Source organism: Maribacter sp. UH1 (assembly GCF_056839145.1).
Window position 1 is genome coordinate 524,454 of the sequence record NZ_CM166387.1, and the last position, 26,208, is coordinate 550,661.

The 26,208-nt window shown below is 34.8% G+C and carries 17 protein-coding genes; 6 read left to right on the forward strand and 11 right to left on the reverse strand.

Annotation, left to right across the window (positions count from 1 at the left end; all coding sequences use genetic code 11):
- Positions 1–696: 696 nt before the first annotated feature.
- Together UH1x_RS02380 and UH1x_RS02385 are read right to left on the reverse strand one after the other, a co-directional pair.
- Positions 697–2,493 carry a ribonucleoside-diphosphate reductase subunit alpha gene (locus tag UH1x_RS02380; protein WP_482624819.1) on the reverse strand — a complete coding sequence of 599 codons (1,797 nt, stop codon included), beginning with the start codon at positions 2,491–2,493 and terminating at the stop codon, positions 697–699.
- Positions 2,494–3,768, reverse strand: coding sequence for a ribonucleotide-diphosphate reductase subunit beta (locus UH1x_RS02385; RefSeq protein ID WP_482624821.1), 1,275 nt, complete (start codon positions 3,766–3,768; stop codon positions 2,494–2,496).
- 1,030 nt (positions 3,769–4,798) lie between these two features.
- On the opposite strand from UH1x_RS02385, the gene UH1x_RS02390 reads away from it, so the two are divergent.
- Complete coding sequence (locus UH1x_RS02390; protein WP_482626478.1) at positions 4,799–5,158, forward strand: hypothetical protein; 360 nt, start codon at positions 4,799–4,801, stop codon at positions 5,156–5,158.
- Positions 5,159–5,160: 2 nt separating this feature from the next.
- Here UH1x_RS02390 and UH1x_RS02395 read toward each other — a convergent pair whose 3' ends face one another.
- The 8 genes from UH1x_RS02395 to UH1x_RS02430 form a co-directional block, all read right to left on the reverse strand.
- Complete coding sequence (locus UH1x_RS02395) at positions 5,161–5,796, reverse strand: Pycsar system effector family protein (protein WP_299323992.1); 636 nt, start codon at positions 5,794–5,796, stop codon at positions 5,161–5,163.
- Positions 5,797–5,811: 15 nt separating this feature from the next.
- Positions 5,812–7,050 (reverse strand): cation:proton antiporter, encoded by a 1,239-nt coding sequence (locus UH1x_RS02400; protein WP_482624823.1) that lies wholly within the window; start codon positions 7,048–7,050, stop codon positions 5,812–5,814.
- 10 nt (positions 7,051–7,060) lie between these two features.
- The gene (locus tag UH1x_RS02405; protein ID WP_482624825.1) at positions 7,061–9,010 is read right to left on the reverse strand and encodes a thiamine pyrophosphate-dependent enzyme; all 1,950 of its coding nucleotides are present in this window, start codon (positions 9,008–9,010) and stop codon (positions 7,061–7,063) included.
- 18 nt (positions 9,011–9,028) lie between these two features.
- A complete protein-coding gene (locus UH1x_RS02410; RefSeq protein ID WP_482624826.1) occupies positions 9,029–9,685 on the reverse strand; it encodes an NAD(P)H-hydrate epimerase in 657 nt (218 codons plus the stop codon).
- 2 nt (positions 9,686–9,687) lie between these two features.
- Complete coding sequence (locus UH1x_RS02415; protein ID WP_482624828.1) at positions 9,688–10,422, reverse strand: hypothetical protein; 735 nt, start codon at positions 10,420–10,422, stop codon at positions 9,688–9,690.
- Positions 10,423–10,434: 12 nt separating this feature from the next.
- Positions 10,435–12,048 carry a glutamate synthase-related protein gene (locus UH1x_RS02420; protein ID WP_482624830.1) on the reverse strand — a complete coding sequence of 538 codons (1,614 nt, stop codon included), beginning with the start codon at positions 12,046–12,048 and terminating at the stop codon, positions 10,435–10,437.
- A gap of 268 nt (positions 12,049–12,316) precedes the next feature.
- Positions 12,317–15,823, reverse strand: coding sequence for a ShlB/FhaC/HecB family hemolysin secretion/activation protein (locus UH1x_RS02425; protein WP_482624832.1), 3,507 nt, complete (start codon positions 15,821–15,823; stop codon positions 12,317–12,319).
- A gap of 34 nt (positions 15,824–15,857) precedes the next feature.
- Positions 15,858–16,523, reverse strand: coding sequence for a Crp/Fnr family transcriptional regulator (locus UH1x_RS02430; protein ID WP_482624834.1), 666 nt, complete (start codon positions 16,521–16,523; stop codon positions 15,858–15,860).
- A gap of 325 nt (positions 16,524–16,848) precedes the next feature.
- Here UH1x_RS02430 and UH1x_RS02435 point away from each other — a divergent pair, with 325 nt between their 5' ends.
- Complete coding sequence (locus tag UH1x_RS02435; RefSeq protein ID WP_482626479.1) at positions 16,849–17,322, forward strand: nucleoside deaminase; 474 nt, start codon at positions 16,849–16,851, stop codon at positions 17,320–17,322.
- Between the two features lie 247 nt (positions 17,323–17,569).
- Here UH1x_RS02435 and UH1x_RS02440 read toward each other — a convergent pair whose 3' ends face one another.
- Positions 17,570–18,430 (reverse strand): acyl-CoA thioesterase, encoded by an 861-nt coding sequence (locus UH1x_RS02440; RefSeq protein WP_482624836.1) that lies wholly within the window; start codon positions 18,428–18,430, stop codon positions 17,570–17,572.
- A 461-nt stretch (positions 18,431–18,891) separates the two neighbouring features.
- Here UH1x_RS02440 and UH1x_RS02445 point away from each other — a divergent pair, with 461 nt between their 5' ends.
- The 4 genes from UH1x_RS02445 to UH1x_RS02460 all read left to right on the forward strand — a co-directional run bounded on the left by UH1x_RS02445 (position 18,892) and on the right by UH1x_RS02460 (position 26,151).
- Entirely contained in the window at positions 18,892–20,073 is a 1,182-nt protein-coding gene (locus tag UH1x_RS02445) for an acetyl-CoA C-acyltransferase (protein WP_482624838.1), read from the forward strand.
- Between the two features lie 437 nt (positions 20,074–20,510).
- Positions 20,511–23,390 (forward strand): TonB-dependent receptor domain-containing protein, encoded by a 2,880-nt coding sequence (locus UH1x_RS02450; RefSeq protein WP_482624840.1) that lies wholly within the window; start codon positions 20,511–20,513, stop codon positions 23,388–23,390.
- Positions 23,391–23,566: 176 nt separating this feature from the next.
- Complete coding sequence (locus tag UH1x_RS02455) at positions 23,567–24,169, forward strand: Crp/Fnr family transcriptional regulator (RefSeq protein WP_482624842.1); 603 nt, start codon at positions 23,567–23,569, stop codon at positions 24,167–24,169.
- Between the two features lie 167 nt (positions 24,170–24,336).
- Positions 24,337–26,151: an acyl-CoA dehydrogenase family protein gene (locus tag UH1x_RS02460; RefSeq protein ID WP_482624844.1), complete on the forward strand. Its 1,815-nt coding sequence runs from the start codon at positions 24,337–24,339 to the stop codon at positions 26,149–26,151.
- Positions 26,152–26,208: the final 57 nt, after the last annotated feature.

Here is a 26,208-nt window from a genome sequence, read left to right on the forward strand (position 1 = left end):
CATAACAGCTAGAAGAATTTGACCTTTTAAAAAAAATCAAATTTTATTTAAGTAATTTATATTTGAAGACCAATATGTCGTTTTGTATCGACCAGTAAACTGAAAGTTTCTTTTGACCGTAATGGACAAAAATGATAATAATTGAAAATCGAAAAAATTCATAGCAGGGGATTTTTTAGATGTATAGTTTTTTAATAAAATATAAATTAGACTACAAAAAATATGTTATTATTTTAAAGATACTTACCGACACATGTATAAGAAGATAAAATGTTGTGAGATAAGAGAGAAGTGTATGTAAAACTGCAATTATTGTATACCAATAATAAGATAAAAAGAGCATTTTATCGATAAGCCCTTTAAATTCAATACTTAACGACTAATTTTTATTTTCAAATAAAAATTAGAAAATATACCGCCTTTATCATGTTATTAAACGGATAAAGAATGTTTTTTCTCTAATATTAATTGGGATTTCAATATGTAGAAAAGGGTTAAATTTTAAAATTCTTACAAAAAATCAAAGTTTTGTAGTGCAGTAAATTTGATTAATTAAAAGAAAAAATAATCAATTTTATAATGATTTTTAAATAAAATAAATTCATAGTTAAAAATAAAAAAATGGTGTATAAACAAAGCTTTAACACCTTGCCAATACACCACTTTCTAAAAGTCTATTTTTGAACCTGTAAGACTCTACGCCTCACAACTTGCACAATCTTTCTTTTGCTTAAACTTTTGTGCTGCGTTCATACTATGTTGGTAGTACAATGATTTTAAACCTAATTTCCATGCAGTTACGTGAATCTTATTGATTTCTTTAACCGGCATATCTGGGTGAACAATAATATTCACTGACTGCCCTTGATCAATATGATTTTGTCTGTTCGCTGCCTGATAGATAATATCCATCTGGTCTATTTCAGAATACGTTTTAAATACGTCTTTCTCTAAATCTGAAAGAAAGTCTAAATGCTGTACCGAACCGTCAAAATCACGAATACTATGCCATACTGCTGTGGTATTCATTCCTTTTTCCTCTAAAAGCTCTACCAAGAATGGATTTCTAATAGTAGTTTTTACCTTCGCTATATCCTTTACATATGTATTAGACCATATTGGCTCAATACCTTGAGATACTTGACCTAAGATAAACGCAGAAGATGTTGTTGGTGCAATTGCATTCAACGTTGCGTTTCTTCTACCATATCCTTTTAATACTTCTGGCTCACCAAATTTAACAGCTAATTCTGCAGAGGCACTATATGATTTATCTTTAATTGTTTTGAATATTTCACTATTCAAGTTGTATGCTTCTTGACTGTTAAAAGGCAACATCTTAGATTGTAACAATGAATGCCATCCCAATACTCCTAAACCTAAAGCACGGTTATCTTTTGCAAAGTTATAAGCACGCTCCATAAACATGAACGTTTGGCGATCTTCACGACTTTCAGAATCACGGTATACCTCTAATTTTTCACAGAACTCAGTAATAACAGCATCTAAAAAGAATACCATTGTTTCTACTGCATCGGTATCTTTCCATTTGTCATAATGTAGAACGTTTACAGATGACAATACACATACAAAAGACCATTCGTCACTTGATGGTAACATGATTTCTGTACAAAGGTTACTTGCATGAATTTTATGTCCTTTTTCTTTGTAAACGTCTGAAGCACCATTGTTAGCGTTATCCTTGAAGAAAATGTACGGATACCCCATTTCACCTCTTCTCTGTAATACTTTAGCCCAGATAGAACGCTTTTCATTATCGCCATCTACCATCTCTTGCATCCACTCATTAGTTACGGTAACACCATGAGTAAGCTCTTGAATTGGGTTCCCTTCAGTACCAATTTCCAAAAACTCTTTAATATCTGCATGCTCTACTGGTAAATATGGAGAAAAACGACCACGACGAACAGAACCCTGACTAACAACATCTACCATAGATTCAAAAAGCTGCATAATGTGTACCGCTCCAGAAGCTTTACCATTATTCTTCACCTCTGCCCCTCTATGCCTAATATTACCAAAGTAACCTGATGTACCACCACCTAATTTAGACATCATACCTACTTCTGACTGTGTATACAGAATGTTACCCATGTCATCAGCAATATTAGAACCAAAACAGCTAATTGGCAATCCTCTTTCTTTTCCGAAATTAGACCAAACCGGTGAAGCCAAAGAGTAAAAACCTTCACTCATATAACCATAGAACTTGTCTGAAAAACCAGGCATGCCCAATATCTTTTCTGCTCTATCAGCAATTTCACGAATACGAGTTTCCGCAGAAATACCCGGTGATAAGTAACCAGAACCTAAAAAGTTACGGCTATCTTCATTTAACCACTTAAAACCTTCTTTTTTATCTTCTTTTAGGCTTTTAAGCGCTTCTTTCCTAGCCTGTACCAGTTCATTTGAACCATTCAGTTTTACTTCTTCTTGTATGCTAGTCTCTAATTTAATTTTTGAATCGTTCATTTAAAATAAGTCGTCACTGGTTATACTTTGTGTTCTTTTGCTATAGTTGATAGAGCGTTTTACGAAGAAATCGCCATGTTTAGTTCCGATTATTTCATCATCGAACCATTCTGTTTGCGACAGTAATTCTTCGTCTACGTCAAATATTTTTTCGATTCCTATACTTTCAATAGAATCGTTAAATCTCTTTTTAATGAATTCCTTCACCAAATTCTTAGGTAAGAAATCTATTTCACCAGCTTCAAAAATCCAATCTATAATATCACTTTCTGATACAAATGCTTCTTTACACATTTCTTGTACAGACCCATGGAATTCTTTACTGAACCATGTAGGATTTTCGTCCTTAATAATATTTATTATATCAATTCCAAAATCACCGTGAATCTGCTCTTCTTTAGAAGTAGCCTCTACCACGTTTGAAATACCTTTAAACATGTTCTTATGCTTATTAAAAGCCATAATGATCAAGAACTGAGAAAATAAAGACACATGTTCTATAAATAAAGAGAACAATAAAACAGATTCTGCATATTCTTGATTATCCTCACTCTTAGAGTTTTTAAGAGCCGTTTCTAAATAATGAACCCTTTTCATTATAACAGGCTTCTTCTTCAAATTCTTAAACTCTTCGTTCAACCCTAATATCTCTAACAAGTGTGAATAAGCATCATGATGTCTTACTTCACTTTCCGCAAAAGTTGCACCTACAGATCCAATTTCTGGCTTAGGCATTTTGTGATAGATATCTCCCCAAAAACTTTTTACCGCAACTTCTATCTGAGAAATTGCCAACATGGTGTTCTTGATTGCATTTCGCTCAATATCCGTCAACCCTGTTTTAAAATCTTGAATATCACTTGTAAAATTGAACTCTGTATGAATCCAATATGAATGCCTTATTGCAGACACATATTCATATAATGCAGGGTATTCATATGGCTTAAGATTTACACGCTTTTCAAAGACATTAGACTTTCTTCTTTGTGCTTGTTCGTTTCTATAAAGAATGTATCCTTTAGCAACATCGAAGAAACCAGCTTCCATTAATTTATTCTCGACGAAATCCTGAACCTCCTCTACTGTAGGAATATAGTTGATATCAGCTTCCTTTCTTTCTAAAAGTGCTGAATGAACATTATTAGAGATAGTTTCAGCTTCACTGGGACCTCCATGTTCAACAGCTGTCATAGCCTTTAAAATGGCATTTGTTATCTTGTGTAAATGAAAGGGTTTTGTTGAAAAATCCCTTTTTATGACTTCTGTGATTTTCATGTTAATATAAAGTTAATGTTGTGGGTAATAAGCGAGGTGTAAAGTTCGAAAATTAATCACCTTAATTTTACATTTACCCGGTTAAGCTTTTAACAGGGTTATCAACAATTTGAAATTCAGCCCAAAATCAGTTGCCAAAATCTCTTTAAAAAATAAAACATAAAATACTGTAATTCAATGTTTTAAAATAAATTATTTGAATATAGATATGAAATAACCTTAAAGAAATACTTCAGCTAAAACTTTTTTAAAATATTTTTTTTGGAGATTTTACATAAGTTATTTTTTATAATAACCCACTATGAACCTCAACGTTATTTTTCTAATTAAATTAACAATGTCTTAAGTAGTTTTACCTCAATTAACTAGCTAAAACCACATTAACCGAAGCATTATATTTTTCACTTAAACCACAACTTTGATCACTTCCTCAAATTCACCCTTTTTCTGATTATTTTACCATTTGCACCTTCAAAACTTTCAAATTGAACTTCTAAGTAAATAATGCCATTTTTTGTAAGAATTTCTGAAATATAGAAATCTTGAGCTGGAGTTTTACCCAACCACACTTTTTCATTTTTAGCATTTACATAGTACAAATTATGATGTATTTTTTCATAATTAGAAGTAAAATGAACATATACTTCAGTACCATTTTAGTGAGGAAAAGTTTGAACTTTAAATGTAGATGTTGATGGCTTAGTTTCTTTTGTAGATATCAGCGATAGATCACTATTAGATAACTGGTAATATACTTCTACCAAATGTGTCCTTTTGTTTTTACGACAACTTTAAATTTTACATTTTATTCTAAAGGAATATCAGCATCGTCATTTCCTTCAAATAATAAACTACTACCAGTATAACTATCATCAAAATAAATTGAAGCTTTTACTTTGATTGTGTATTCTTAAAATTGCCATGTTGATAGTATATGTTGTATACTAAGTTTATGCCATTCATTTAGTAAACAGAATCAGAAAATAAATCCATTTAATATTTAATACTTTTGAAAAAGGAAACAGCATATATGACCATTGAAGATTTAGTTGGAGAATACAATATCTTAGGAGGCAACCAAGATGCCGAACAGCATTCTTACAAAGGAAAACTGATTTTGTCTTTAGATGATAATGCCAGAATAAATGCCAACTGGACTATAGGCACTAATCAACAACAAACAGGCACTGGATTTTTTAAAAACAATATTCTAGTTATCAACTTTAGATACACTGGTGAAGACCGTAATATTTATAAAGGTGTTGCTGTTTATCAATGTATCAGCAAAGATATTTTAGACGGATTTTGGTCTGAAAAACATGGAAATCCGCTTTTCTTAGGTGAAGAGCGTTGCTTTAGAATTAAAACGAACGCTGGTCCATTAAATTAAGATTACATAGCAAACATAATATGGCAAGCTATAAAGCCTACCACTGCCAAAATAATACCTACTAAGAAAACATGAAAAGAAGTTCTAAGTAGTTTAAACTTTCTATCAATTGTCTTCCCTAAGTGAAACGTATCTCTTGCAATGGTCTTATAAAGTTCGTCCCCTTTGTACATTAGACCTGTAAGTTCTTCTGTGTACTCTTCTTCATTCATAGTATTAAAATTACCATAGAACAAAAGGTTATTGGTGCTTCTATCTCCATGTGTAAGTTCTGGTCTAGTAGCAAATACTGCATAAGCTATAGATATGAGATTGGTTCCCAACATTATGATTGCCGGATATATAAGATGTGGATCTTTATCTAACTGACTTAATACGGTTCCCAGGATAATTGATAAAATAAGTGCGTTGATGGAAATAAGAATATTCGATTTTCTATCAATCATCGCGTTCAAAGTATACTGATTTTTAGATACCAAACGAAACAAAGTTTCTGCACCTCGTTCAGAACGAGGTTCAACTTTTGCTAGTTTCTTCTTCAGTTCTTTTAGTTTCTCTTTATCAATACCCAATTCGGCAATCAATTGCTTATCAATCGCTTTTTCTTGCTTTTTTATTACTTTTTCTGATTCTTCCATCATTAAATAATTTTACTAGCTATATATTTTCTTTGCTACTTTACCGACGCTCAACCCTTGTACAAGTACCGACACCAGTACCACAACATAGGTGATATACAATATAATTTCTGCAGAAAGGTCTTCTGACAAACTAAGTGCCAATGCTATGGATATACCACCGCGTAAGCCTCCCCAGGTTAAAATAGCCACTGTTTTTATAGGTTTACTTTCTTCATGTTTTAGTAAACTATATGGTAATAATACCGATATAAAACGAGCCAAAAGCACCACGAATATAGACAAGAAGCCTAATGTTAGATATAACGAGTCAAATTTAAGAAGGTGTATTGACAACCCTATTAGAACGAACAGAATAGCATTAAATACATCATCTAGAACTTCCCAAATATTATTCAGCATTTTGCGAGTCATTCCTTTATTTGATGCTATATTAATTTTATTTCCAATGACCATACCCGAAACTACCATAGCCAACGGTCCGGATACATGAAGTAACGAAGCTATTGCATAACCACCTATGACAATGGCTAAACTTATTAAAACCGCTAATTGCGGATTTTCATTAATAGATTTGATAACTCTATATCCTATATAACCTAAAATTAAACCGTAGACAATTCCACCAACGGCTTCCATTAAAAATAGCTCGCCAATTGCACTACTTACGGATTCATTGCTATTTTCATCTAAACGTGCTACAATTAACAAACCAGAAAACACTACAACACCAATACCATCATTAAACAAAGATTCACCTTCAATTTTTACTCCCAAACTTTTCTGAATATTTGCCTTTTTCAAAATTGACATTACCGCTATGGGGTCTGTTGGCGAAATTAATGCTCCAAAAAGCAAAGCATGTATTAACGGTAATTCTATACTTAAAGATTGAGCAAGATAATAGGTTAAAAAACCGACTATTGTAGTAGAAATAAGCACGCCGAATGTTGCAAACAATAATATGGATTTCCGCTCTTTTTTTAGGTCATCTATGTTAACATGTAAAGATCCTGCAAAAAGCAAGAAACTCAACATACCGTCCATTAACAGACTTCTAAAATCTGTATTGATTACCACATCGCAGAAGTAAAGGTAAAATGCAGGAAATATATTTTGAGTCAATGTAATTAAAACGACCGTTGACAAAGCTAAAATCATTAACCCAATGGTTGATGGTAATTTTAACCACTTATAGTTAACGTAACTAAAAAAGGCGGCAATTAAGAATATGATACTAAATGATTGAAACATGTTTTCTTATTTAAATCAAACTAGCGTCAGTGATTATTTCCAGTAATGCCGGACCATCATGTGCTTTTAGTTTTTCTAAAGCAGGTATTAATTCTTCTATTTTGGTAACTCTAATACCAAGTGCTCCACAATTCTCTGCATACTTTGAAAAATTAGCATTGTGTAAAGAAGTTTTCCAAACATCCAATTCAGCCGCTTTTTGCTCCTTTGAAATTTTACCGATTTCCGAATTGTTTAAAAGCACATGCTTAATGTTCATATTGTATTTCACCAAAGTCATCATCTCACCTAAATACTGACCAAAGCCACCATCACCTGAGACCGACCAAATAGGTCTTTCGTTGCCTTGAGCAGCCCAAGCACCCATTGCTGCAGGTAATGCAAAACCTATAGAACCCAAGTAACCCGACATCAATACAGATTGATTTTTAGGCTCAAAATAACGACCAAAAGAATAGGTATTGTTACCAACATCTACGGCAATAACCGCATTGTCTGGTACTACTTTGTTCATTGCATCAAATACTGCAATGGAGCTTAGACCCACGGCACTTTCATCTTTTAATCGACTAGCTTTTTCTTCTTGCCATATCTCCCATCGTTTTGCAATCTCTGGGCGTCTATCTACCGTATTTATTTTCCCTTCCGTTTGTTCTTCTATAATGGTCAAGGTTTCTGAAATCTCTCCCCATAAGGCAGCATCAACTTTGTGAAATTTACTTAAAGCTGCTGGGTCATAATCTACCTGTATAATAGGTTTTTTAGGGGTAATACCTGTATGATTAGAAAACGATGCTCCAAAAACAATCAATAAATCACTTTCGTTCATAAACCATGAAGCTATGGGCGTTCCGCTTCTACCAAGTACTCCACAACCTAATTCATGATGGTCAGAAATTTGTCCTTTTCCTTTAAAGGTGGTGATTACCGGACAGTTTAATTTTTCTGCAAATGCGATTATAGCATCCATTTGAAAACGAGCACCATGCCCTACGATTATTGCAGGTCGTTCAGATTCTGTAATCATACCCACCGCTTTTGCTACCATTTGTCTTGGCGGTGAAATATTAAAAGGTGTAATTCTATCTTCTGGAGTCTGTGCCTTTTCGTTATCTGGCTTTGGCATAAAGGCTACCTCATCTGGGAAAGTAATATGAGATACATCTCTATTTATCAATGCGCTTTTAATAGCCAAACTCATTAACTCACTATGCTTAGAGTTTTGTTGCACACTATGGTTAAAATTGGCTACGGTTTGAAAAGCACCTACCAAATCTACTTCTTGAAAAGCACCTGTTCCCAGTACTTGTGTATTCACCTGTCCAGAAAGTGCCAACATTGGTGAACGGTCTACTTTAGCATCCCACATACCGGTAAACATATTGGTAGAACCCGGACCTGCAATACCAAAGCAGACTGCAGGTTTCCCCATTAGTTTACCATAAGCAGATGCCGCAAATGCTGCAGCGCCTTCATGGCGTATTCCAAAAAACCTGAAATTTCCTTTTTCTTCTTGACGCATCATGGCATCGGCAACCCCTAAGTTTGAATGACCAACCATGCCAAAACCGGTATCAACGCCCCAATTTATCATGGTTTCTATCATCACATCAGAAATAGTTTCTGCGTGCTTCTCTTCCTCTTCAATACCCACAAAAATTTCATCGCCTTCTTCCTTTGTTGGAAAAGTTTCTATTCCATCATCAAAACCACCTGGCGGGACACCGGTACATGGGTCAAAATCCCAACCGTGCCACGGGCAACGTAACAATCCGTTTTCAATAGAACCTTCGCCTAGAGGACCACCTTGGTGCGGACACTTATTATCTAGAGCAGAAAATTTGCCTTTAAAATGTGTTAAGCAAATACCTTTATGAGCAGCAGTAACGGTCATTACACGACCTTCTGCCAATCTCTTTTTATTATCTAACACTTTATGCCACACTACTTTCTTTTCCATGGGTCGGTTTTTTTCCGGTTATTTAATTTTTATCAATTGGTATTCTTTAAAATCTGGCATTTGAATATTGAAATGCTCATAAACCAATTTTGGAATTCCCAAATCAGCCATAAATACTTCTACTCCGCTTGGTAATTTTTCCAAAAGAATTTTAGGAGCTGCCAATGTCATTACCTGGTGTGCTTTAAACCCTGATAATTCACCATCTTTAGAAATACCAACGGGAATGTCCAATGATATTCTAAATGCCGTTGATGCGTTTGCTAATGCAATACTTTTTACAAATGCATCTGACAACGGTAATCTTTGAGAGAATCCTAAATAGGCATCTACCCAAATATCCGTTGTTTCTGGAATACCTTCTTTAGCTCCAAATAACAACGCTCTTTCTAATTGTGCTTTTGGTAGGTGTTTGGTAATAGGAACTACCAAGTCTAAATTCACATTAAACCCCCAAGCAGCAAGTCTGCGAGCAGCTACTAAACCGCCGCCGCCATTGTTTCCATTACCAACGCCAATAGTGATAACAGAGGTCTCAGTTGCCTTTTTGGCGATTAATCTTGCTAGTTGAAGCCCCGCATTTTCCATCATCAATTCAATGGACAGGTTGAATTTTTCAACCGCCCAATAATCCATCTCTTTAAAGGCTTCTAATGAAAGACTGGTTACTTGCATATTTACTTTTTGTAGGTATTGATAGCTTCCGTGAAAAACTGTACCACTTGTTCTTCATTAATTTTTGTAGCAGGTAAAACTGCTCCTTTAAATCCGTCGTTTTTCCATTCACCTAATGAAAGAGAATCAAACTTAGAAGTATCTAAACCGTTATGACCTTTGTATCCGCTGATATAAAAATAGTGTTCATTGATCATCGTATCAGGTACAGCTAAGCCAAAACCAATGGATAGATCATCTGAAACAATAACGTAAGCACCTGAATCGAAGTGATGAGGCCAAATACGAATGTCCGATTCCAAACCATTTACCTCAAGCGTCTTTTCTAGACCAGATTGCGTCAAACTTCTTAAATCTGCAAGTTCCTTTAATTTAGATGCATCTAATACAAAGGTGAAAGAATCATCAATTGAATACGGTAGGTCGTAATGAAAATCATAGGTATATGTCTTACCCAAAAATGTATCCGCAGAATTCGTCAACCACTCCAATACCTGCTGATGGGTTTTACCATCTAAAGCAAAAGAAGCATTGTTCTTAGGGGAATTCCATTCTAAAGAAAAGTTATTATAGTTTAAAGAAAGAACGTCCCCATCTGTTGATAACGGGTGTGTTTCTAAACGTTGCTTATCTGTTGACCAGCCAAGATTAGTATGACTATCATCTGCTTTCTTCTCTACAAAACTTATTCCTGCAGCAGCTAAATACTGTGCCGCTAAATGCATCATTTTATCCATCTTTATATTTTTTTAAGCGTTAACACCGCCGTAATTAATTCCTGTTAAACGATGCATGTCATGATTAAAAGTAGATAGGTCATCAAAATTGAATTTTGAAATATCATCATGACCACAAGCTCTCGCAATAACCTTAATAAGGTTATTTGTGGCATCAAAATAGTTATGTAATTGTTTTGCAGAAGATTCTATTATCAGCCTACTACGCAATGATTCTTTTTGGGTTGCAATACCCACAGGGCAGTTGTTACTTCCGCAAGCACGCATACCTAAACAGCCAATTGCCTGTAAAGCCGAATTAGATACGGCAATAGCATCCGCACCTAACATAAGGGCTTTTCCAAAATCTTCTGCAATACGTAAACCTCCTGTAATTACCAAAGTGACATCTGTAGCACCAACTTTATCTAAATATTTTCTTGCTCTTGCCAAAGCAGGAATTGTAGGTACATTTATATTATCTCTTAAAATAGTTGGTGCGGAACCTGTTCCCCCACCTCTACCATCTAAAATGATATAATCGACACCCACATCTAATGCAAACTGAATATCTTTTTCTATATGACTTGCTGCAATTTTGAATCCAATCGGTATACCACCTGTACGTTCTCTTACCTGAGCTGCAAAGGACTTAAAATCATCTACACCATGAAAATCTGGAAAAGTGGCTGGTGAAATTGCAGTCTCTCCTTCTTTTAAACCTCTTACCTCAGCAATTTCCTTACTTACTTTAGCACCTGGCAAATGACCTCCCGTACCTGTTTTTGCTCCTTGCCCGCCTTTAAAATGAAATGCCTGTACATTATCTAACTTATCCCAAGTAAAGCCGAATTTTGCCGAAGCCAATTCGTAAAAATACTTGCTATTATTTTCTTGCTCTTGAGGTAACATACCGCCTTCTCCTGAACAAATACCTGTACCAGCCAGTTCTGCTCCTTTAGACAAGGCTATTTTAGCTTCGCGTGACAAAGCACCAAAACTCATATCACTTACAAAAAGTGGAATGTCTAAATGTAAAGGCTTTTTGGCTTTAGGTCCAATTACAACCTTTGTTGCTACAGCATCTTCATCTAGCAACGGTCTACTAGCTAATTGCGCTGGCAGAAATTGAATATCGCTCCATTTAGGTAAGGTATTTCTATCTACACCCATGGATGCCGAAAATCCGTGATGCCCTAAATTTTTAAGTCCGTTAGTAGCTAATTCTTTTATATACCCTGTATATGGTTCTGTTTCTTCAGGATGTGTATCTGCGTAAGCGCCCAAATAAGCATCTCTATTAAAAGGTTGCGGACTGTCTACTAAATAAGCATCTATCTCTTCTTCATCTACAAAAAGACTACCACCCTCTATTTTAGTAGTAAACTTATGTAATACCTCAGCGTTATTGTATTCTGACACTCCGGTATCTACTCTATAATCCCAACCGTGAACACCACAAATAAGGTTATGACCATCTACATGACCGTCTGACATTAATGCCCCTCTATGCAGACATCTACCATATAATACAGAAATATCATCATCAAATTTTACGATAACTAAATCTAAACCATTGACTAATGCATGTTCTGGTTTTTTGTTTTCTAAAGTATCTACTTGGGCAATTGCAATTGGTTTTTTCATGAGTTTTTCTAATTGTTGATTATTAAAGTTGAAGAGACAAAATAAGCACTTGTACTGCATATGCTTGTTTAAGCATAAGGCTATGCCTGAAAATAACGCCCATTAATGCTTAAGCCATTTTTTCAATTAATTTGCTTCTCTCTTTACTCTCTTTTTAATTTTTTAATCTGATCTTTTTAACGCTTTTACAAAATTACATCTTGTATCTTTTTTCTTACATTTTAACAAACGTAGAAACTAGTATAATATTTCTTGGTAAGTCGTTATCTTAAAAACTGAAGCCTAATGCAAAAACTATTCTACCACCGTCTGCACTATTAAAATATCCTACGTTAGCCGTAAATGCTTCAGCCCCAATAAGCCAAGCCGATGCACCTATTGAATTATGCCATTTATTTGAAGTATCATCTTCAACCCATACCCTACCATAATCAAAACTACCGGTAAGTCCGAATCTAAAAGGGACAAGGCTTGTTCGTAACCCTCCTAAAGGAAATCTTAAATCTGTATTCTGATAAAAAGACTGTTTTCCTGTAAACCTTTCATTTCTAAATCCTCTTAAACTATTGATACCGCCAATAGTTGCTGCATGATAAAATTCAAAATTATCACCGATCAATGCTTCACCTGCAATCTTACTTGCAAAAACGATACTTCCACTTTTAGTTAACTTGTGGTCTATGACCAGTTGTGGTTGTATGTACGCAAAACTATTATCTGCTTCGGTATTATCTATATTCGTTTTATAACCAATAGTCAGCCCTGCATCTAGCCCCAAGGTTGGAAAAGCGGCACTATTTTTATTTTTGAAGTTATAAGCAGTTTCTACACCTGCATAGGTTTGCCTATCAAAAATTGTATTCGTCTGTGGTAGTTGTGCTACAAAACGATCAGCTGTATTATCAACCTCAAAAGATTCTATTAAAGGTTTAAAATAGAAAGAACCTCCGTTAATACCTTCCCATTGTAGTGATACTGCTGCTTTAAATTTACTAATTCTAATTCTATTAAAATCTAAATCAACCTCATCAGCGTCATAAAGCGTTTCATTACCAAAGCCGAAGAAATTTTCTGAAAAACTAGGACTTGTGTATAAACCTTCTAAACCAAAATTCCAGTTATGAAAAATATTAGAAAACTCCCCTTTATATGACAAATCAAAACCTGATGTACTGCCGTAATATGCAGCATTAATGCTATGCTTATACGTAAATGGATTACGTTGTAAACTATATGATGTATGATTGCTTATTACTCCTAATTTTACTCCATCATCTGGGTTGAATGCTATTATAGGCAACAACTGATTAAAATTATATTTTACTTTTTTATGATCGTAATTATTTAATTCATAATCATTTACCAACCATTTTTTAGATCTTTTATTTACAATGGTATTCTCCTTATCCTTGTAATCATAAAGTTTTACCTTTCGCGTGTTTTTAAAGTCGTATGTATCATTTTTCTTTCCACCTACTATTTTAATTTTTATAGGATGGTCTCCCTCACCTTCTACCGTGAACGTATCTTTTCCATCCAAGCCAAATAGCCAAATTTCTTTGGTAATGTCATTCGAAAATGTATGATTTAAAAGACCTAAATCTTTACGGTCTATTTTTACCGTAGTCTTACCATCCGCTAATCTAGTTATGGTAAAATCATCTGCTTTTTGTGTTCCCGTAACAACTTGAAACTTGTTCAAATAAAGATAATATGCTTTTGTTATTTTTTTAAGATTATCTCTTCTACCTTTTAATTTCTGTTTAATATCATCTATGATCGGTCCTTTTATCTCATCAGGAATTGCTTCAAAAGCATTTTCAATATCAGCATCTGATAACTGGCTTTGAATATGATTGGTTTGCTTCTCCCACTCTTCCCAACCAGAAGCATGAATAAAAGTTAAATCTAAATGATAAGGAGATGATGCAAACCATTTTACACTTCTAAGGTCTTCATCATAAGTTTGCATTTTACGTAGCCCTGGTATTACTCTTGTCAGAAAACTGATTAAAGTACCGTCGTACTTTGAAAATGCTTGGTCACGATCTCTTGGTATTGGACTACAATACTCCGTTCCGTCTTCATTCTTATAAAGCGCCCAACGCCATTGGTCTTCATGTCTGTCCCAATCTCCCAAAAGCATATCGAATATTCTTGCACGGATATAAGAAGACTCATCTACTACCGATTTACCCGATCTGTTTATTTCTTGTAAAACATCTGCAGTACTTAATATTTTTAACGGTTTTCCAAAACTTTCAGCTTCTACTTGAGTATCGCCTACATGCTCTTCAATCATATACAATTCATCACCAAACTCATCATTATAAACACCTAATGTTTCTTGTTTAGGAATATAGTATAAAATAGGATTGGTATGATTGACACCAACGGCATTAGATAACCCACCTACAACAAAAGGAGTATATGGATTTGAAGTCGTATAAAAATCGGCTAAAAATTTATCTACGGTTGTACCATCTAAAACATCTCCAATATAAGTTTCTTGAAAAGCATTCGCTTGTAGAAACTTTATGGTACTCTTTTTTAAGGCACGCATAACATACTGCTTACCTTCTTTATCTTCTAATCTAAGTGATTTTGATTGTTGTCCGCCTCCTCGCTTCAACGGGGTTAAACCTCCCATTAAAGTATCTAAGAAAACTACTGGTGCGTTAACTTCTTTACCATAGAATTCTCTGTAATGATTACCCCAAAGCGCTTTATAGAATCCGCTTTTTGTTGCAGCTTCTTTCGTATAAATAGCCGCTGATTTTTTAGCTCCTAGATTTTTATCGAAGTTGTATACCTGTAAATCTTCAGTTTCGCTTTTTAGTACAGTAGTCTTAAAAACTTCATTAAACGAACCATTTTCTAAAGCGTAATAATTTGCCTTTACACTACCAGCGGTAGTAACATCTAGGCGAACATAACCTTTTTTGGCAATAGAAAAATCATCTGGTTCACCATGTTTAACGGATTCGATTTTACCCGCAGCACCGCTTGTAATTTGAGGAACACTACCATTAATATATTGCAAATTTTTACCTTGACCCGACAAGAAAATAACGTTGTCTGCACCTCTAGCTATTGTTTTCAACCTGTTTCTAAGCGTTCTGTACTGCTTGTTTTGAAATTCTTGAGTAGAGAAGCCACCGATATTACTAAAAAATCCCTGCCTACTATTTGTTTTTATTGGATGATATAATGCAACAAATACGATTTTACCTTGTGCTTTTTTAATTCGATTTTCAAATTCTAAAAAGAACAAGTTCCTATTTTGAATTTCAGAATCTTCATTGATATAAATATGATTGTCCCAGTTTTCTAAGAACCATTGAGAATCTACCGTAATCAATTCTACGTTTTCTCCTAAATCTTGATGCTTAATAGGTTCAGCATCATCTGGAGAAAATTTGGCTTTACTATTTTTCTGAATATAATTCTCAATATCAGAAACACCTTTATGGCCATTTGCCCATTCTTTATTACCAGATATAAAAATGACATCATTACCCAGGTTAGACATGATTGACAACTGCTTATCTAATGACTTTTCTATTTCAGTCTTAGGTGCAGTGTTTCCTATTATTAATACTGTAGGTTTCTTAGCTAACTGCGATTCTTTTGAAATTTCAGTGAGAACCTCAGTATTTGTAGCATCCCAAGTGTTACCAGTAATAAAAATAGACTGCTCTATTTCTTGAGAAAAAACGATACTTGTAAATAATCCTAATGAAGATATTAGGAGAAAACGGGAGAACTTTTTCATTATAGTTGGTTTATTTAAACGTGTCATTATTTAGTTATATGAATTTCTTAGAATATGATATACATTTAGAATCGTAGTCAATGACCTTATCTTTTCGCATTATGCTTAATACATTATTAACTGTCTGCCTAGAGGTGTTGGTCAAGTTGGCAATGTCTTTATGAGAGAGTAGGTTTTTTGCCACTACCCTATTATTTTCTATTTCACCAAACTCCTCTATAAAAGCTTTTATAAATTCAGAGATTCTCGTTTTACTGTCCTTATATAAAAGGTCTTGTAGTCTTGTTTCTAATTTTCTGATACGAAGACCATATATTTTTAACAGACCATTTTTTAAAGACTTATACTCTTCCATTAAGCCTTCCATCATGTCAGATTCTATATAACAGATTACCACATCTTCTAAAGCAAGGGCTACTTCTTTAGACGAGTTATCCTTATCATAAATAGATAGCTCACCAAAAATATTACCCTTTTTAACGACGTATTTTACAATGTCATTTTCAGAGTCCATGATTTTAACAGAACCATTTTTTAAAAAGAAAATGCATTTTTTATCTCTTGCTCCTATCTCAATGATGCTGCCTTTATCTACATGATCCATCTCTAGAAGATCACAAAGTTTCATCATAGAAGGCATTCCTAATTTTTGAAAAAGGCTAAATCCTTCTAAGAACCAATATTTCGTAATTGCTTTCAATATCTATTTTTAATAAAAACCAATATTACTGATTATCAACAGTATGCAAAAACTATAAAACTCACAGAGTTACTTTAGACGACAGTTGAGTAGATTTTAGTAGTTATAAATGCAAAAAATGCTTTGATAAATAGTTTTTCTATTTTTTTACAATTGGTTGGTTCTAGATTAAGTCGGATAAAAATCAAAATCTTTCATAATTTTTTTAACAATTATCTAAAAAGGGCATTTTCTTTCAAAATAGATGTGATTAGAATTCTATATAAAAGACGTAATTTGCACCCCCAAATAATGGAATACATACCATTGGAATTTTATAAATATGATGAAAGATCACGCGTTTTTTATGAGAAGAGCCATTGAAATGGCAGCAAAGGGAATGAACTCGAACGCCGGTGGACCATTTGGTGCCGTTGTTGTAAAAGATGGAGAAATTATAGCTGAAGGACATAATAAAGTAACCTCTACCAATGACCCCACAGCACATGCAGAAATGGTGGTGATTAGAGATGCCTGCAAAAAACTGAATTCTTTTCAGCTAACCGATTGTATTATTTATACTTCTTGCGAGCCATGCCCTATGTGCTTTGGTGCTATATATTGGGCTAGACCTAAAGCTGTGTATTATGGTTGTGATAAAGCTGATGCAAAAGCCATTGATTTTGATGATCAATTTATTTATGATGAACTAGAAGTTGAAATGCAAGACAGACAAATTCACTTTAAACAAATGTTACAAGGCGAAGCTGTCGAAGTTTTCAATAACTGGGCTTCTAAACATGATAAAACGAAGTATTAGTATAGGTTCAATAATTATTTAGATTACCGATATTATTTAAAAAAAAGAGGAAAAACAAAATTGTTTTTCCTCTTTTTTTTCAGCATTTCCACCCTAGAACTATCTTCTATCAAAGTAGTATTTTTAACGTATTAAAAGTATAAGAGTAAATTAATCAATTGAAATCATGAGTATCTTCACAATCCTAATTTAGTATCTTATTAAAAACCTAATTCAATTATACCTATAAACTAAAATAGTATTTTAGTTATACACTCTGCCTCATCAATCCCTCTTGGGCTACAGAAGCAACCAAAACGCCTTTTCTATCATAAACACTACCTCTTGCAAAACCACGAGAGTTAGATGCACTTGGGCTATCCATACTATATAACAACCATTTTGTAATATCAAAGTCTCTATGAAACCAGATGGCATGATCTAAACTGGCGTAAAACGTTTCTCCTTTATTCAACTCTTCTCGGTGTGGCAAAGTTGCCGTCGTCAGCAAATTATAATCAGAGGCATAGGCTAATAACTGTTGCTGCATAGGCAAACTAATTTCAGTAACATCAGAAGTTTTAAGCCAAGTATTAAAGAATGGAGAACCATTCTCTACCAACTGTGTGGTAAATTTTTCTACTGGCTTAAATTCGAACACCTTAGGCTGTATCGCTTTAAGTCTTTTATATGCTGTAGGATGTAGCTCTTTTATCTCTTCAACCTGTTCTAAACTTGTCGTCAACTTCTCTGGCGGAATTAAATTGGGCATTGGAAATTGATGGTTTACTCCGTCAGTTTTTACCTGAAAAGATGCCGCCATATTAAAAATAGCTACTCCATTTTGTTTCGCCACTACTCTTCTGGTAGTAAAACTCCCCCCATTTCTTATGGTATCTACCTCATAACGGATAGGATATCTTAAGTCTCCACCCAAAATAAAATAACCATGTAACGAATGGGCTATGCGATCTTCCGGAACAGTTTGATAAGCAGCATGTAAAGATTGTGCTAATACTTGCCCTCCAAAAACCCTTCCCCAAGGTGCTTGGTAGTTCTGCCCTTCAAATATGGTTTCTTCTATTTTTTTTAGAGTTATCAACTCTACTAATTCCTTAATTGTCTGCATGTATAGTAACTGATTGTAAGTGGAACAATTTAAGTATAAAAAAAACAAATGTTCGTGGTTAAACCTATTCCCTTTTGAAAATAATCTAGAAGAACCGGACTTTACATTTCTAAACTCATAGCAAACATTACCAAATTTTAATTTTGGAAACGAGATAATCTATGCATTCAAAAACACTTTGATAAAAAAAATAACGCATAAGCTAAGAACAAAATTCTTATGAATAAACAAGATTTCATTAAACTATTATATTAAATCAATGATATAATGTTAAAATATTGATTAATTATCAATGTTTATATACCATTGTTATTAATAAGTCTAGACTACCTAAACAAAAATCTACAAGTGCATATCTTTTAATGACTAATTAAAAGTGAATTCATTTAATCTCTAAAATATCGCATAAAGATTTGGTCTCAGCGCTATTAATAAATATGTAAAAAACTAAAATCCTAAAAATGAAAGAAGCAGTAATTGTATCGACCGCTAGAACTCCAATGGGTAGAGCGTATAAAGGCGCTATGAATGCCACACAAACTCCAACAATGGCAGGCTGGACCATTCACGAAGCAGTAAAACGTGCTGGTGTAGACCCCGCAGAAATAGATGATGTTATTATGGGCTGTGCTTTACCTCAAGGAACATCTGGCATGAATATTGGCAGAATGGCAGCACTTGCCGGCGGTTTACCTGTAACCGTTTCTGGCATGACCATTGACCGTCAATGTTCTTCTGGTATGATGGCCATTGCAACAGCTGCAAAACAAATTTTACATGACGGCATGAGTATTACTATAGGTGGCGGAGTAGAATCCATATCTATGGTACAAAACGACCATATGAATACGTTTCATATGGTAGACAAAAAATTAAAGGCAGTCCATAAAGATGTTTATATGCCAATGCTGCAAACAGCAGAAGTGGTTGCCAAACGTTATAAAATTAGCCGCGAAGCGCAAGATGCTTACGGACTTCAATCTCAAATGCGAACCGCAGCTGCGCAAGAAGCCGGCAAATTTGACGATGAGATCATTCCTATAGAAACGGTAAAGGCTATCGTAGATAAGGAAACCAAAGAAATGAGGTTTCATCCTGCTTATTTAAATAAAGATGAAGGCAATAGACCTGAAACAACTGCCGAAGGTCTTGCAGGTTTGCGTTTAGTGAATGAAGGTGGTACTATAACTGCAGGTAATGCCAGCCAAATGTCTGACGGTGCATCTGCCTGTGTTTTAATGGATTCAAAATTAGCAGAACAACGTGGTGTTTCCCCATTGGGCATTTATCGTGGTATTGCGGTTGCCGGTTGCGAGCCAGACGAAATGGGAATTGGTCCTGTATATGCCATTCCAAAACTATTAAAGGCACATGGACTAAAAATGAGTGATATCGGACTTTGGGAGCTTAATGAAGCTTTTGCTGTTCAAGTACTGTACTGTCAAGAAAAATTAGGAATTCCCAATGAATTAATGAATGTTAACGGCGGTGCTATTTCCATTGGTCACCCTTATGGTATGTCGGGCTCAAGAATGGTCGCACATGCATTAATAGAAGGAAAAAGACGTGGTGCAAAATATGTTGTTTCTACTATGTGTGTTGGTGGCGGTATGGGTGCCGCCGGTCTTTTTGAGGTGGTATAATACAATTCTACAATGTAACTAATACTACCAATATTTATTTATGATATTAAAAAAACCTCGCGGCTACTTCAGCGAGGTTTTTTTATGAAGACAAATGATACTTTAATTACAGAGACAAGCTTTTTTGTTCTGCACTTTAAAAGTATACTAATAACACGATTTTCTACATCTAACCACATTTTAAACAATTCCACATCCTCTAGTTAATAGAATTATTTTCCTCAATGAAATAGATTCCAAAAGCAATTGCTTAGCTGTGAATCCTTATACAAATTACAATATCATCAGTTTTAATTTATGTCACTAAAAAGACCTTATAATTATCATTTACATAAAATTTTAATATAAAAATTATTAAATTAATTTATTAAACTAGTTTAATTTAATTATTCAATAATTGACATATATTAGGGCGAACATTAAACCAATCAACCAAAATGAAAAAATTCCTCTTAACAACATTGGCAATTTTTGCACTTTCAACACTCGCTCTTACAGCGCAAACCACAATTTCTGGGGTCATTACAGATTCAGAAATAGGCGAACCCTTAATTGGTGCCAACGTTATAATTCAAGGAACTAATATAGGTGCAAGTACAGATTATGATGGTAAGTTTTCAATAACCAGCAATGAACCGTTACCTTGGAACTTATCGATTAGTTATGCCGGCTATGCTTCTAAAATTATGCCGGTAACAAGTGCTAACACCAATTTAAAATATGATTTAAAACAAACAGCTTTTATTGTAGATGAAGTTGTAATATCTGCTTCACGTAGAAGAGAAAAAGTACAGGAGGCACCCGCTTCGGTCACCGTCCTTTCAGCTAAAAAATTAGTAGGCTCACCACAAATTGATGCCGCAAGAAATTTGGTGAATGTACCTGGTGTTACCGTTCAACAGCAATCTGGCTCTAGAATGAATTTTGAAATGAGGGCAGCTGCTAGTACCTTTAGTACAAGAGTTTTTCCTATTAAAGATTACAGGAGTTTAGTGGCTCCAGGAAATAATACCTTTCAATCAGACAAATCTGGACTCAGTAATATTGATATTGAACGAATTGAAGTGGTTAGAGGTGCAGGTTCTGCACTTTATGGACCAGGAGTAACTTCTGGTGTAATACATTTTATAACCAAAGGCGCAATAGACAACCCTGGTACCACTCTTCAAGTTTATGGTGGTGAGTTAAATACATATGGAGCCGCCTTAAGACATGCTACCAAAGTTTCTGATAAATTCGGTTTCAAAATAAATCTCCAATACAATAGAGGTGATGAATTTACACTTGATGGTTCTGAAGGCACAACCGCAGCTGATGGAACATTTACTAGGCAAATAGATAAGTTTCAATCTACCATTGTACAACCTTCATTAACATCTACAGGTGTAGTAGATGATAGTAGTCCTGGTAAAACAATACTAGAATTAACCCCTAGAGCAGATGGAAATGTGATGCAAGATTATTATTGGAATATGGGTTCAGATATCACATTGGAATTCCGTCCGCAAGATGATTTAAGTATAATTGTAGCAGGTGGATTAAATCAATCTTCTTCTGTGTTTTATAATGATTTAGGTGAAGGTCTATCACAACCGCAAGAAATTTGGGGACAGGCAAGAATGCAAAAAGGTGGATTGTTTGCTCAATTTTATACTACTCACACTAATTTTGGTCCTGAAGACAGACCTATATTCTTATATCAAACAGGAAATAGAACCCCATTAGCTCTAAAACAATACGAAGGGCAATTGCAATACAACTTCGATATTCCTGATTTTTTAAATTCAAATTTTACGGTTGGGTCAGATTACCGACTTACTAAAACAGATACTGAAGGATTAGTGCATGGTAGAAATGAAGATGATGATGATTATAATGTATTCGGTATTTATGCTCAGGGTAAATTTGAATTGGCGAAAAAGTTAGATTTAGTTTTAGCAGGACGTTTTGATAAATTTAATATTCCTGACGAGACTGCCATTGCTCCTAGAATTGCATTAGTGTATAAGGCAAGTCCAAAACATACCTTTAGAGCTTCTTTTAATAATGCTAGCTTCTCTCCTTCTGCTTCTGAATGGAATTACGATTTCCCAGTAAATTCTCCTGTTCCGGGCTTTTTTGATTTTTGGTTAGCTGGGTCAAATGACATTCATTCATTTGATAATGCAACAAGTATCGAATTTTTAAATCATAATGTAACGGCTGCTGGTATAAGTGCGGCGACCGGTATACCCATTGAGTCCCTAACACCTCTTGCCGGTGCACTTCCACAAGAATTACCAAAGGAGTTATTAGGTACTGGAGGTCTTACAAATGAATTTGTACATCAATTTGCGTCAGGCTCATTACTTGCAGCTATGCAAGCCAATGGTTTAGAAGATTTTATTGATGATATTCAAGGCGTGTTGGCAAATAGCCCTACTGGAAATAACGGAACATTTCTTGGAATCAACGCATTGGAAGGCGGTGCACCTAATAATAATTTAACCAATACAGTACGTGGGGTAATAGCAACTTCTAAGACTTATGAAGTTGGTTACAAAGGAATTATAGGTGATAAATTTTCTGCTTCTCTTGATTTGTATGCTATTACAGAAAGAGGCGGTTTTGACTTTACAGCAATTGCTCCGTTAATTGGTTTGACCGAATTTAGCCAAGACCCTTTCTTAGCTAAGACCGGGGAATTAATTGGCGCTTTGGTCGAAGCAGGATTATCTCAAGAAGTAGCAACTGGATTAGTTTCGCAAGCATATGCAGGTACTGCCGCTTTAATCCCAAACTTTTATTCTACTGGTAGTGTTGAAACCAATAGAGTGCCACAAGATGATGGAATCTTACATGTTGCTGCAGGTTACAGAGTTTTTGATGCTCCTTATACGAGATATGGCGCAGATTTAGGTCTGCAATATTTTGCATCGGATAAGTTAACATTCTTCGGCAACTATTCTTGGGTTAACGCTTCTGAGTTTGAAAGGGAACAAGGTGACGGTACCGCCCCATTTACTACCTTTTTAAACGCACCTGCAAATAAATATCGATTAGGAGCAAATTATGGAGCAGAAAAAGGAATTAGAGCTAACGTATCTTTTCAACATGATGATGCGTTTACCGCAAGTGCCGGACAATTTTCTGGGGAAGTACAAGAAAAAAACTTAGTAGATGCTGGTATAGGTTATGCATTTGACAACGGTTTAGCTATAGACGTATCGGCTCAAAACTTATTTGATAATGAATATAGAGCTTTGGTCAATATGCCTGCAATCGGTAGAAGAGTTATTGCGAAATTAACGTATAACTTCGGCGGCAATAAAAATTAAAAAAAAGACCGGTAGAATTACTAGCTGATAATCTTTTTATTTTCAATGTAATAGGTTGACGGATCGGTCAATTATTTTGTAGGACACATGTTATTTCTTTAACCGCTCTCATTAAGAAATTTCTAAATTCAACAAAATTCTTATATTTATAAAGTCCCAAAAGGTATTTATAAATAATGACTGCATCCGCTTCCATAGATTATCTTAAAAATCTTAAAAATAAAATTCTCTCATATACAGAGGTGGACGAAGAACTTTTGAATCACTGGCTACGCTATTATAAGAGAATAGATGTTAAAAAGGGTGATACCTTAATTTCTCCCGGGCAAATGGTAGAGCACTTTTACTATGTTGCAAAAGGCTGTATTTACTATTATAAATTGGAAGAAGGTGAGCAAAAAGTGCTTGAATTCTATACAGAGGATATCTTCTTTACAGACTTACCCGCTTACGTAAAAGAAAAACCTTCAGACTATTATTTAAGAGCTTCTGAAAATACAGTCGTTTATGCCATACTAAAGACCGATGGTGAAAACTCCTTTAAAAAATCCCATCAACTGGAACGTTTCGGTCGCCTGTCAATGCAGGAAGCCTTTATGAAAATATTTACTCGGGTAGAGCGATTAAGCAACAGAACCAATGAGGAACGTTATTTGCGCTTACTAGAGAAAAGACCTGATTTACTCCAAAGGGTGCCACAGTACCTAATTGCTTCATATTTAGGGCTAACACCTGTAGGACTTTCAAAGATTAGAAAGCGAATTAGCATTTCTCAATAAAGCCAATTATATTAAGAACTACTCATTTTAAGCCTGTTTTACACCCTTTATATTATCATAATCGCAAAATTTTAACTTAATATTTTTATTTTATTAAACTGGTTTAATAAGTTTCATATGAATTAATTCTAAATTGTCGTACGATAATTTCAAAGACAAAATTAGATATGGCAAACCAATATGTAGATTTAGAAACCCTTAAATTTTTATTATATAAAGTACATAACGTGCAAGAAGTTCTTGATCAAGAACGCTATGCAGAGTATGACAAAGAGTCTATAGAAATGCTCTTGAATTCTGTTAAGGACTTTTCTGATAAAGAACTCTTTCCATATTTCAGAGAAATGGATGAACAACCTGCCCATTTCAAAGATGGTGAAATTGTTGTACATCCACAGGTAAACAAATACATGAAGGCTGCTGGTGAAATGGGCTTTATTTCCGGCTCTTTTTCTTATAAAGATGGTGGTATGCAATTACCGCAAATGGTCTTAAATGCTTCTGCTTTTATTCAAGAAGCAGCTAACAATCACCTACCTGGTTATGTAGGACTTACGGTTGGTTCTGCCGAATTAATAACCCATTTTGCAAATAAAGAATTAAACGAAACCTATGTGCCTAAAATGATGGAAGGTACTTGGGGCGGCACCATGTGTTTAACAGAACCACAAGCTGGTAGTTCATTATCGGATATTGTAACTTCTGCTACCCCAGATGGTGATTCATATAAAATTCACGGACAAAAAATATTTATCTCTGGAGGAGATTACACTGGTGCGCAAAATATTGTTCACTTGGTTCTAGCTAGAATAAAAGGTGCTCCGGCCGGTACTAAAGGAATTTCACTGTTTGTAGTACCTAAAAAGAGACCAACAGAAGACGGAGGCTTAACTCCAAACGATGTGACCACAGTGGCTGATTTTCAGAAAATGGGACAGCGAGGTTATTGTACTACACACCTGTTCTTTGGTGATAAAGAGGATTGTAAAGGCTGGTTAGTGGGTGAACCTCACCAAGGTCTTAAATATATGTTCTTGATGATGAACGGTGCCAGAATTGGTGTTGGTAGAGGTGGTGCAGCAATTGCAACCGCAGCTTACCACGCTTCTTTAAATTATGCAAATGAAAGACCTCAAGGACGTAAGTTGACAAGTACGGGTAAAAAAGATGCCAATGAAGAGCAAACACTGATAATCAACCACCCGGATGTAAGAAGAATGTTATTGCTACAAAAAGCAGTATCAGAAGGTTCTTTGAGCCTTATCTTTTTAGCTGCTAAATATCAAGATCTTTCATTATCAAGTACAACAGCTGATGACAGAGAGAAATATAGATTGCTATTGGAAATTTTGACTCCCGTTGTTAAAACCTATCCATCAGAAATGGGCAAAGCATCTGTAGATAATGGCGTACAAGTTTTAGGCGGATATGGTTTCTGTTCAGATTATGTATTACAACAATACCTAAGGGATATTAGAATTTTTGCACTTTACGAAGGTACTACAGGGATTCAATCTCAAGATTTATTGGGCAGAAAGATTACCATGAACAATGGTAAAGCTTTACAATTATTATCCGAAGAAATCAAAAACTCCATTACAGCTAGCATGGCTCATGATTCTTTAGCACCTTACGCTAAGAAATTAGCTTCTAAATTAGAATTAACACAAGAGGTATTACAATCATTAATGGGCTTTGCCATGAAAGGTGATTATCAACGTTTCTTAGCTGATGCTACTCCATTTATGGAATTTTTCAGCAACATTTTAATAGGTTGGTTATGGCTAGATTTAGCCAGGGAAGCGCAAAACGCCCTAGTAACGGGCAATACCGATAATAGCACAGAATTCTACGAAAGTAAAATCCATACCATGCAGTTTTATTTTAAATATGAGCTACCAAAAACTTCAGGGCTAGCAGAAATTTTAAAAGATAATAGGGAAGCCTTAACCATAGGTACAGATAAAGAAGTATTTGCATAATTTACTACACTAACCATTAGCATGAACGCAGACAGAGAGGCATCTTACCAAGGTGCC